General features: G+C 53.5%; 5 protein-coding genes. 2 read left to right on the top strand and 3 right to left on the bottom strand.

All coding sequences use genetic code 11. The features are described 5' to 3' along the window. The first annotated feature begins 23 nt into the window (after positions 1 to 23). Together AXW11_RS16780 and AXW11_RS16785 are read left to right on the top strand one after the other, a co-directional pair. On the top strand, positions 24 to 1,169 hold the full coding sequence (locus AXW11_RS16780; protein WP_036203889.1) for an acyl-CoA dehydrogenase family protein: 1,146 nt from the start codon (positions 24 to 26) through the stop codon (positions 1,167 to 1,169). Positions 1,170 to 1,322: 153 nt separating this feature from the next. Then, a complete protein-coding gene (locus tag AXW11_RS16785) occupies positions 1,323 to 3,176 on the top strand; it encodes a hypothetical protein (protein ID WP_091644142.1) in 1,854 nt (617 codons plus the stop codon). A gap of 351 nt (positions 3,177 to 3,527) precedes the next feature. On the opposite strand, the gene AXW11_RS16790 is transcribed toward AXW11_RS16785, so the two are convergent. The 3 genes from AXW11_RS16790 to AXW11_RS20820 are packed head-to-tail and all read right to left on the bottom strand — an operon-like array spanning position 3,528 to position 6,150. Then, positions 3,528 to 4,658, bottom strand: a complete 1,131-nt coding sequence (locus tag AXW11_RS16790; protein ID WP_091644130.1) for a beta family protein — start codon at positions 4,656 to 4,658, stop codon at positions 3,528 to 3,530. Beyond that, on the bottom strand, positions 4,655 to 5,878 hold the full coding sequence (locus AXW11_RS16795) for an ImmA/IrrE family metallo-endopeptidase (protein ID WP_091644133.1): 1,224 nt from the start codon (positions 5,876 to 5,878) through the stop codon (positions 4,655 to 4,657). Before AXW11_RS16795 ends, AXW11_RS16790 begins: the two co-directional genes overlap by 4 nt. Then, a complete protein-coding gene (locus tag AXW11_RS20820) occupies positions 5,875 to 6,150 on the bottom strand; it encodes a type II toxin-antitoxin system HigB family toxin (RefSeq protein ID WP_091644136.1) in 276 nt (91 codons plus the stop codon). Before AXW11_RS20820 ends, AXW11_RS16795 begins: the two co-directional genes overlap by 4 nt. Positions 6,151 to 6,978: the final 828 nt, after the last annotated feature.

The following is a 6,978-nucleotide window of genomic DNA, read 5'->3' on the forward strand; positions in this document are numbered from 1 at the left end:
ACAGTCATTCACCGAGGTACACCATGATTCCACGCACAGTCTTTGACGCCGACCTTGACGGCTTCCGGGATTCCGTCCGCAAGTTTCTGCAACAGGAAGCGGCGCCCTACCATGAACAGTGGGAGAAAGATGGCCAGGTCAGCCGGGAGCTCTGGAAGAAGGCCGGCGAACTTGGTTTCCTCTGCCCGACCATGCCGGAAGAATACGGCGGCGTAGGCGCGGACTTCCGCTACAGCGCTGTCATCATGGAGGAGGTGTCCAGGGCGGGCCTGTCCGGCATCGGCTGGACATTGCATTCCGACATCGTTGCCCCCTATATCCTCAATTACGGCTCCGAAGAACAGAAACAGTATTACCTGCCGAAACTGGCAACCGGCGAAATGATCGGTGCCATCGCCATGACCGAGCCGGGCGCAGGTTCCGACTTGCAGGGGGTGAAAACCACGGCGGTGAAAAACGCTTCTGGCGACCATTACGTACTCAATGGCTCCAAGACCTTTATTACCAACGGCCAGCTGGCGGACCTGGTGATCGTGGTGGCCAAAACCGATCCGAAAGAAGGCGCCAAGGGCACCAGCCTGTTGTTGGTGGAAACCGCCTGGGAAGGGTTCGAGAAAGGGCAGAACCTGAATAAGGTGGGGATGAAAGCGCAGGACACCTCCGAGCTGTTCTTCCAGGACGTTCAGGTGCCTGCGGATAAGCTTTTGGGATCAATGGAAGGCCAGGGCTTCTTCCAACTGATGGCGGAGTTGCCGGCGGAGCGCCTGCAGGTGGGCCTGACCGCCGTCGCTGCTGCGGAAGCCGCGTGGGAGTGGACGCTGGATTACGTGAAGGAGCGCAAGGCGTTCGGCAAACCGGTGATAGCGTTCCAGAATACCCGCTTCAAAATGGCGGAGATGAAGGCGGAAATCACCGCTGCCCGCGTCTTCTGTGACCGTTGTCTGGAACTGCACCTGGAAAAGAAGCTGGATATTCCAACGGCAGCCATGCTGAAACAGCATACCACCGACCTGCAGTGCAAAGTCATGGACGAGTGCGTGCAGCTTCACGGCGGCTACGGCTACATGTGGGAGTATCCCATCGCCCGCGCCTGGGCGGACTCGCGGGTACAGCGTATCTACGCCGGCACCAATGAGATCATGAAAGAGATTGTTGCGCGCTCGTTCTAGTAGGCGCTTGTGCCCGTTAGCGCGCCGCCGGGACAGCTCCCGCGGCGCGTTTTCGTTACCTAAGTTTACAAAGTGCCAAACCTATCAAGGTTCCCCCCGGCAACATCCCCTACAGTAGCGGCACAACCTCTAACAAGGACAATGGTTGCCGCGATGAAAAGTCTGCTCTCCTTTACAGTTGCCCTGTTCACGCTGGCCCTTGCCGGTTGCGGCGAGGAATCCGACAAGTCACCGGTCGATGGCCGTGACTTTGACGCCGAGGATTACAGCGAGCCCGAGCCCTATACAGGCCGGGTGATTGACGGCTACCTGCGCAATGCCAGGGTGTGGCTGGACATGGACGGTGACAGCCAATACACGCCGGGCCCGATGACCTTTGAAAACAGCGCCGGCACGGAAATAACCCTGCGGGACGGAGAGCCTACCGCGTTAACGGGAGAAGGTGGCGTCTTCTCGCTGGATACTGCGGAACTGGTGCAGGACCCGTCCATATCCCCGGATATCGATCCCAGGGACTTTCCGCTGTTTGCCGTGGTGCTGCCTGGCCAGACCATGGAGCAGACCCGCATCGGGGAAGTGGTGCTGGAAGACGCCTACCTGCTTAGTGCGCCACCTGGCGTGCGCAATGTCACGCCATTGAGCCACCTGGTGCGGCAGCGCCGCCTGATTGGGTTGCAGGATCTTTCGGTCATCAGTACCGATCTGTCTGATGCTCTCGGCAACGTGAACCTGGTCAGTAACTATATCCGGTCCGGTGATCACCGTGCTCACGCATACGCCCGCGCCTTCGCACGCTTCATGGCCAGCCAGTTCCCGCCGGAGTACGCCAATCTCCTGCGCAATGGTGACGGACGTGAACGCTACCTGAGTGAAGAGGCGGTTTATCTTCTCGGTGTATCCTTTGCCCGCAATGCCCTGGAGGTGGTTCAGGTGGTTGATGCCGCTGCCTCCCAAGGCAATTACGAGAACATCAACATTGATGAACTGGAATTGCCGGAAGTGCCGGTTGAGCTGGACGATCCGGTTATCCTTGAGCGCCAGACAGTTCTCGCCAGGGGGGAGGGGAGCGAGTTGCCGGCCACAATGTCCAACCTCAGCGTGTCCGCTGAACTGGAGTTCGACTACTCGGAAGATGGCCGGTTAACGGCCGTGACGGCAAACGGGTGCATGATGCCGTCAATGAGAGAGATGGCCCGCTTGATCAATGCCCGTGGCAAAATCGCCGATACCGATGTGCAGTGGATGCCTTCGATATCACTGTCCCAGGAGAGTGCCAGCTACCATGAGGCTGAAGGGGCCGATGAGCGGCTGACATTCAACTGGCAGGACCGTACCGCGACGTTCGAAACCACCACCACCTGCCATCCTGGACTTGCGTCGTCCTCGGCATTGGGTGGCCCGCCGGCGATCCGTTACGGGTGGACCATGGCGGATGCCCGGGTGGATTCCCTGACGGCAACTTCCGATAGCAAGACGGAAGTTCTGCGCCCCGACTATCAGTTCGCCAACGATGCCTTTTTCGGTTTCACGCGTTCCGTCGATGGCGTGAACGAGGAGATTGTGGCGCTCACGAGTAGTGTCCAATCCTGCGAAGGGGATATTGATCCGGAGGACGTTGATGCGGCGCAGGTGGTGTCTGCCCAGCAGCCTTTCACGGTCACCGGCAGTATCACGCTACCGGACGAGTTCACCTCGCCGGCGCTGGAGTTCGATACTCGCAATGACCGTTTCAGGCCGCTACGGTTTGGCTTCCTGGATGAAGAAATGAGTTCCACGCCTGGGGTCAGCAATACAGAAGGGTTTGACTGGGCGTTCTACTACCCGTTCGACAATTCCAGCGAGTTCGTGGCAGACCAGCCCAACCTGATCAACATCGCCTACCTGAATCGCCATGGCGGCAGCCGGGCCTGTGGGCGGGAGTTCGAAAGAGCGCCTTCTGCGGCCTATGCCCGGGTGAATTACACCTATCAACGGCTCTCGGAATATTTGTCGGGACTGGTAGAGTAAGCCAGGGCTGCGGGCAGGCTCTTCGCGAACGTGCGGAGAGTCATACGTTTTCGAGCGCAGATCTGTTGCGACATGTGCTTATAAAGGTGTTGGATTCTTAACACTTCCTGAGGGAGGAAGTGGTGCCGAGGAGAGGACTTGTTCTCACTCTATTTTAACCCTTTTAAAACAATAGTTTGCAATGCCTCTCTGTTCGCGTGTGTACCAGTCAAGTGTGACCTGATTGGTGATAAGAATATAGCGTGACTACTGGATGAAGGCAAAAGCCATTAGAGACGTCCTCCTACTAGCGCAGGACAAAAGGAAAAGCATTCAACTGCCCCCCTCCATGGGGCCGGTTTATGGTTTCTTCTAAGGATGAATGCTAGCTGTTGACGTGGCAGTAACAAACTCGATGATCTCGACAGTAACTGCAGCGAGGTGATGCGTAGTATCGAGCGTTATCCGAGTTGTGGAATTGCCGCACCCTCCTTCACCTTTTGAGCATTGGAGCAGGTGCGCGTCTCCATAGCTAAACTCAGGACCCATGTAGTGTGGGCTTTTTACCACTTCAGCCGAAAGGCGGTGGTACTGCTTCCCTTTGTCATGAAACTGGAGAGAGTGCCCGCGCACAACGAAGAATTGGTTGGAGATTGTGTATCTGATCTTTCCGTTGGCATGGGGTGCGGGAACATCATCGATAGCATTCGGGTTGCGGATTGCGTAGTCAGAGAAGACCAAGTTTAGCCTGGGATAGGCTTTCCTGAGTGCTTTCCACGTCAGAACTTCCTTCCTTGTCACGTACCCGGTTGAGTTTACTTCTTCAACTGCGTCATTGATCATGATGGGAATTGAGCTTCCCGCAATGCCGATGTAAGCAAATTGCCACGAATTCAAATTATCTATGCACTTTTCCGCTACCGCTTGCATATCGACCACAGACAGGGCAGTCGTATCCCTAAAATCGATCAATATACAAATTTGAGCCTCTGGAAAGGCTGTCGCGGTAATTATGGAGTTAAGGCGATCAGAAAAATAATCAGGGTCGTCCATATCGTCAAAGGCATCGGACTCAAGGCGAATACATAAAGTACCTGCATCACTTGCCCCTGCATTCTTAAAGACCTCTTGATATTCTGGGTCATCCCAAACGTCGTAGTTGACTACGGGGTTTGTGTGGACACCTAGGGCTGAAAGTCGAGAGAGTGCATAGCTTAAGACATGCTCACCATTTTCAAGCGTAGCATTTGGTGCCCAATGCCTCGAATCCAAGAAACATGGCATACCGGGGCGTACAGTCGCGATTTTAACCACGATTTCGTTCAGATATGCGACCGTGGGTTGGGCCAGATTCTCGAAGCGCTTGGCATTTGCGGTGCTACCTTTAAAGGCAGGTATCTCAAACATCGGCTGGATGCGCTCTGCTGTAGCGGTACTCGCGGTCTGGAGTGCATCAAACTCGCCTTTTTTGGCCTTGAGTATAGGAATATATGTGGGTGTCATGCCTGGCCCTCGTGACTAAGATAGGATAGAACTCTGCTCACTTCTCCATGACCTAAAAGCTCAGTGAAAAGGCGATAGTTTCCTTTTTCTCGCCGAATGCGTCCCGCGATTATTGCCGGATTAATTCTCAACTCGCGCGACAGAGTGTCGATCGCTTCCTTTGAGGGTGATAAATGAGCATCGCTCCTTTTCCAGACCACACGCGGAATTAGAGCCTCGCGCGCCAAACGATTGGCTTCGGCTTCTCGTTTGTCCGTAGAAGCGGAAGAATCAAGGTCATCCATGAACGTGTCATCCTCACCAACGTGCTTCCAAATGTGAACGACCTCATGTAATAGGGTGAACCAGAAGTTGTCCAATCGGTCATGGCGAATCGTAAGACCGATTACTCGTGTACCGTCGATATCTTTAAGAGCAGCGCCATCAAGCATCGTACCCTTCAAATGAGGCTCAAGGACTACACATACCCCCATTTTTTCTAAGTATTCAACGGCCAGCTTGGGACCTTCTTCAAACCAGCTCAGTTGCGCCAACTCTCTCAATGTCTGAGTGGATAAAGCTGACTCGGCATATTTTCCAATATTCGGCTTTCGTTCCCGCGCCTTTTGGATAACGCGAGAGAGCCAAGCATAGAGTGCGTATTTCGTCGTCGGGGAGAATGCTTCTCCTGATATGCTTCGCTTGAACGCAGCGTCACCGAGTTGCCATCCGATTTGAGCAACAAAGTCTTGTACCTGCTGTTCTATGGTCCTTTTAGCCTGACCTGTGGCCTTTTGAATCCATCCTCTAGCTACCATTTCCTTTGCCGGGAATCGTGACCAGTCAATCTCTTGGTCTGTTCTTCCCTTGGTTTCAGGTTCTCCAATCAGTGTTTCAGCGGATATGCCTAAACCTACAGACAGAGCTCTAATCATCTGAAGAGTAAGTGGCCGCTTACCTGATAGTACTTCTGAAACTCTGCTACGCGTTCCGAAGTAGGGGACAAGGTCGGTCTGTTTTAGACCTTTTTCTTGCATACGGAACTTGATAGCGACAATTGGGTCTGGCGCCTCAACCGGATAATTTTGATTCTCATAGTTCTCAAGGAGAACGGTGAGTAACTCTAGGCGTTCACTCTCCGCGCTCCCTATCTCAGGATCGGCCAACAAAAGGGCCTGAACCTCGCTTAGATAGCTTTGGTACTGGTTTTCCGTTTTTATGACCTTGGCTTGTTCGATCATGATTCGTTACTTTCGCTAATATGAAGAATGCAGGCAATTTTTTGAGAAAATGAAATAAGAACTTCTAAATAGAGCCCTCGGTCACCGATAGAGAATAAAAACATTCCGTTGCCTTGGTCTTGTGCTGACGGGTAGTGATCCAGTAAGTCGCATGGAGAAGACCATTGGGCCTCGCTTATCTCCGACATCCAGACGCTGAGCCACGCTTGGGCGCTCGGGTCACCGATATTGCTGCTGGACACTCTTTCGCGACCCACTAACCTCATAACCATACATCTCAAATGTTCCCGTATTGGGAACTATACTCGCATGTTGCTTAATGCTCTGCAAGAAAAAATTCCCAATTCGGGAACTTTTGAGCGGTTGATGCTTGGTTAAAGGTATCTGAATTTAGAAAGCCAGTGGCTATGGGAACTGCTACTTTGGGGACGGCACGGAACAGCCAGTCCTACACCTGGAGTGCACTTTAGTTTGCACGCGTACGCGTTCACAGACCCTTGCGGCAGAGCCGTAAACGGAGTGGACGCGATGAACTCTGCAGAAGACCCACTTCTTTTCTAAATCTCGTCAACAGGATGTTACTCGGGCGTATTGGCTATCCATTTCATACCAAATGACAGTGAAGCCTTCGATGGCAACTAGCGCGCAGAGCGTTGGTATTTTTTGATGCCAGTATCTCGGGCAGCGGGCGCACCAACTCACCAGTCTCCGTAATGTCCGGCCCTTTGGAGCGGGCGCATTGCAAAGGTCACGAATGCTGTCTGCGGGGGTTCGAGGCTCACGCGACGATCTTTGGGGCGTGTTTGGGGGTTAGCTATTGACCGAATGCTGGGCCGTGGCGGTGGCTTTAGACTCCTTTGTCGTCGATTTCACATCAACCTATCTCATTGTCAATCAAAGGATAGCGTTACCGTTTCTTCTAGTTTTTGACTGCGTCGCCGTTAATTTACTAAAAACGTATAATAATTTACTTTACTTTATGCGTTGCGGCGCATATGAACCGCCCCGGGTATCGCGGAGGCCCGTTGGTTTAAGTCACGCTGCCATAGCGGCCTGAATGTTAAGTTGCCGGTAGTAGTTTGCCTCAGCTTCTCCCGGCG

It is taken from the genome of Marinobacter sp. Hex_13, from assembly GCF_001566815.1.
GTDB classification, from domain to species: Bacteria; Pseudomonadota; Gammaproteobacteria; order Pseudomonadales; family Oleiphilaceae; genus Marinobacter; species Marinobacter salarius.

Bases quoted from the DNA above. Each gene is read 5' to 3' on its own strand.
- AXW11_RS16780 (WP_036203889.1), top strand. From the start codon at position 24: ATGATTCCACGCACAGTCTTTGACGCCGACCTTGACGGCTTCCGGGAT.
- AXW11_RS16785 (WP_091644142.1), top strand. From the start codon at position 1,323: ATGAAAAGTCTGCTCTCCTTTACAGTTGCCCTGTTCACGCTGGCCCTT.
- AXW11_RS16790 (WP_091644130.1), bottom strand. From the start codon at position 4,658: ATGACACCCACATATATTCCTATACTCAAGGCCAAAAAAGGCGAGTTT.
- AXW11_RS16795 (WP_091644133.1), bottom strand. From the start codon at position 5,878: ATGATCGAACAAGCCAAGGTCATAAAAACGGAAAACCAGTACCAAAGC.
- AXW11_RS20820 (WP_091644136.1), bottom strand. From the start codon at position 6,150: ATGGTTATGAGGTTAGTGGGTCGCGAAAGAGTGTCCAGCAGCAATATC.